This is a genomic window from Streptomyces sp. NPDC057654, assembly GCF_042800135.1.
Taxonomy (GTDB): domain Bacteria; phylum Actinomycetota; class Actinomycetes; order Streptomycetales; family Streptomycetaceae; genus Streptomyces.
In genome coordinates, this window is sequence record NZ_JBHVHQ010000985.1 from 1 (window position 1) to 3,000 (window position 3,000).

The window sequence follows — 3,000 nt, forward strand, 5'->3', positions numbered from 1 at the left end:
TCGTACGGCCGCGCTGCTGTGTCCGGGATGCACTGGTGCCAATTCCCGTCCCGGTGGGCCACCATGGGTAGGTTCGCTGTCCATTGCAGTGGTCAGGGGAGGACGCCATGAGGCTGGGCAAACCACTCGCCGTCGGCTTCGCCGAGGAGCGCGAGCACGAGGAGCACGAGCCGGCCGCCGTGACGCCGCCGGCTGCCGCCGAGGCCGGAAACGGCGACAGCGAGGCGGTGGCCGCCGGGGCCGAGGCGACGGCGCCGCGATGAGGCTGCGGCTCCCGGAGGAACACCCGCCGGAGCCGCCGACCGGATACAAGATCGCCTACCCGGTGCTGTCCCACAACGGCCGCCGGGCGGGCTTCACCGGCGTCTCCCTCGGCGGCGGCCTGCCGTACGGCGTCCTGGACGACGCGCGCTGCGTCTACGGACGCCGCCACCGCTGCCCCTCCCGCCGCTGCGACTGCGGCTTCCACTGCCTGCACTCCCGCGACGAGGCGCTCGGCCTCACCTGCCTCACCGAACACCGCCGGGCCGTCGTCCTGGAGATCACCGTCCTCGGCTCGTACATCCGCTACGAGCGCGGCATGCGCTACGCCCGTCAACGCGTCCGCACCGCCCGCGTCGGCCCCTGCTCCTGCGGGCGCACCGCCGACCGCTTCGCCGACGCCGGATGGGGACGGGCGGGCTGGCGGACCGTGACGGGCAGCTGCGCGGGCTGTGCCGCCGACCGGATGAGCATCTCCTTTCCCGGCTTCGCCAAACTGGCGGGCGAGCGGCTGACCGTCGCCGCCGCACCCGGCGCCCCGACGGGCACGCCCCCGCCGACCGGTGGCACGGTCCCCGAACTGGTCGCCGAGGCGGCGCTGCTCCAGGCCCGCCTGGACTGGTTCCAGACCGAGCTGGCCAAGGTCATCGCCCGCGACGACCCTTGAGACGGCCGGCCCGGCGGCAGCCGCCGAACCGACCCGAACCGACCCGAACCGACCCGACAGCGGTCTATGAGCCGGCGCGGCGGTGGCGCCCCTACGACAGCAGCAGCGCAGCGTCCCATGGTGTGCGAGGCGTGCCGCCCGAGGCATATGTGTGCAGGCTGAGGGCGATTCCTGCCGTGCCTTCCAGGAAGCCCGCTCGGTGGGGGGCCCAGAGGCCGGGTGGGGTGTCCGCGTAGCGGTAGCCGAGGGGGAGCTCTGGGGCGTGGGCGTCGAGGATCTGTTCCGCGAGGCGAGGGAGGTGGGCCAGTAGCCGTTTGTCGCGGCTGTCGCGGGCCATTCGGCAGGTGATCTGGAGCAGGCCCGACCAGCCGTGGCACAGCCCGCAGTCCACCACGGCCTGCGGGCCGTGCAGGGACGCGGCCAGGGCGTCCGTCGCGGTCAGCCGCCAGTCTTCGCGGTTCCAGGCGCGTCCGGCCAGATATACGGCGTGGGCCACGCCCGGTGTGCCGTAGCACCAGGCCGTACGGCCGTGCGCCGGGTCGGGCCGGACCCCGGCGATCTCGTCGTCCCAGTTGACGACGGCGGGCCAGCTCAGGTCCGACGCCTGCCGGGTCAGCAGCCACTCGACGATCCGCGTCGCGGCCTCCTGCTGGCCGGGCACGGAGACGCCGGCCTCCTCGGCGAGCGCGAGCAGCGCCAGGGGACCGCAGATGCCGTGCGCCAGTCCCAGGTTGAAGTGGCCGCGCGGGAAGTGGGACTCCTGGCCGAGGCCGGGCGCGTCGGGCACCCACCAGCCGGGCACGGTGTGCTCCAGGTGCCGGACCGGATCGGTGAGCCGGACCAGGTACGTCAGCGTGTCCGTGAGCGCCGCCCGGTGCCGGTCCTCGCGGAGCAGCAGATACCGGCCGATCCCCGCGAGCCCCAGGATCAGGTCGTAGACGTCCATGCTCACGCCGGCCCGGCGCGCCGCCAGCCGCTCGTCCTCGGCCTTGAGCAACTGCCGGACGCGTGCGTCCACTTGACCGTCGAGTCGGTCGAGCATGGTCGCGTAGTCCGCCGGGCCCCGCCGGGCCGCGCAGGCGGCGAGGGCCAGCGCGGGCGCCCCGGTGTAGAGCCCCGCGCCCTGACCGGCCGACAGCGACCGGGCGGCGACGGCCAGATGGGCGTGTGCGTGGGTGCGGTGGCGGGGGTCGTCCTGGGCGAGCTCGGCGAAGAGCAGCGCCACGCCGGGGTGCCCCTCGGCCAGGGTCACCCCGCCCCAGGGGTGCAGCGGGCTGCGGCCCGGCGGCCGGTCCAGGTTCCCCTCGGCGGTCGCGATGGCCACCACCGCCTCCGGGTCCGCGAGCCGCCCCGCCAGCTCGGCCACGACCGCCGCCGCCCGGTCGGCCGTCGCCTTCTCGGCCGGGTCCCGCCCGACGGCCGTCCCGGCGGAGCTTGCGGTGCGTTGCGTGCTCACTGGATTCATCCGTTGTGCCTCCGGCGGTCTCGATGGGCCTGGACGGCGCCGCGCGCGATGGCGTAGGTGGACTGTTCGCCCTCCCGGTCGATGCCGATCAGCCGGTTGTGGTGCATATGGAACAGCGAGTTGAGGATCTGCGGCGGCGGAGCCCACGGCGGCGACAGGCGGCGCAGCGTACGGCCGTACTCCGCGACGGCCGGGGCCCGCCGGGCGAAGGCCGCCGACACCGCCTCGCCGCCGGGCCGTTCGCGCAGCCCGGCCCAGTCGCCGTACGGGTCGATGAGCGCGACCGCCTCCCGGCGGCGCTTCCGGAAGGTGCGGTACGCGTCGCTCGCACCGTGCTTCGCGTAGTTGCCGAGCAGCCAGTGCACCCACTGGGGTTCGCCGTCCGGCGTGGCGTGCTCGGCGTCGTCCGGCCAGAACGCCCTGATCAGATCGACATAGTTGGCCGCGGCGAGCAGCAGCGGATCGACGGTGAGGCGGCCGGCGTCCTGGAGTCGCAGCTGTTCCAGGACGGCGAGGCTGTCCGCGTGGAAGGCGCGCTCGGCGGCCTCGATCGCCTCCGGGCCGCCGTACCGCTCGGCCTCCGGGTCGTACGTGTCCAGGATCAGCC

4 protein-coding genes are annotated in these 3,000 nt (G+C 74.7%); 2 read left to right on the plus strand and 2 right to left on the minus strand.

Annotated elements, in window-relative coordinates:
* Positions 1–107 precede the first annotated feature (107 nt).
* Entirely contained in the window at positions 108–263 is a 156-nt protein-coding gene (locus ACFU99_RS39285; protein ID WP_384402218.1) for a hypothetical protein, read from the plus strand.
* Entirely contained in the window at positions 260–928 is a 669-nt protein-coding gene (locus ACFU99_RS39290; RefSeq protein ID WP_384402221.1) for a hypothetical protein, read from the plus strand. Before ACFU99_RS39285 ends, ACFU99_RS39290 begins: the two co-directional genes overlap by 4 nt.
* Positions 929–1,019: 91 nt before the next feature.
* Here the strand turns inward: ACFU99_RS39290 and ACFU99_RS39295 are convergent, their stop codons facing one another.
* Together ACFU99_RS39295 and ACFU99_RS39300 are read right to left on the minus strand one after the other, a co-directional pair.
* Entirely contained in the window at positions 1,020–2,384 is a 1,365-nt protein-coding gene (locus tag ACFU99_RS39295) for a lanthionine synthetase C family protein (protein WP_384402224.1), read from the minus strand.
* A 5-nt stretch (positions 2,385–2,389) separates the two neighbouring features.
* Positions 2,390–3,000, minus strand: a 611-nt coding sequence (locus ACFU99_RS39300) for a thiopeptide-type bacteriocin biosynthesis protein (protein ID WP_384402227.1), incomplete at its 5' end; no start/stop codon positions are given.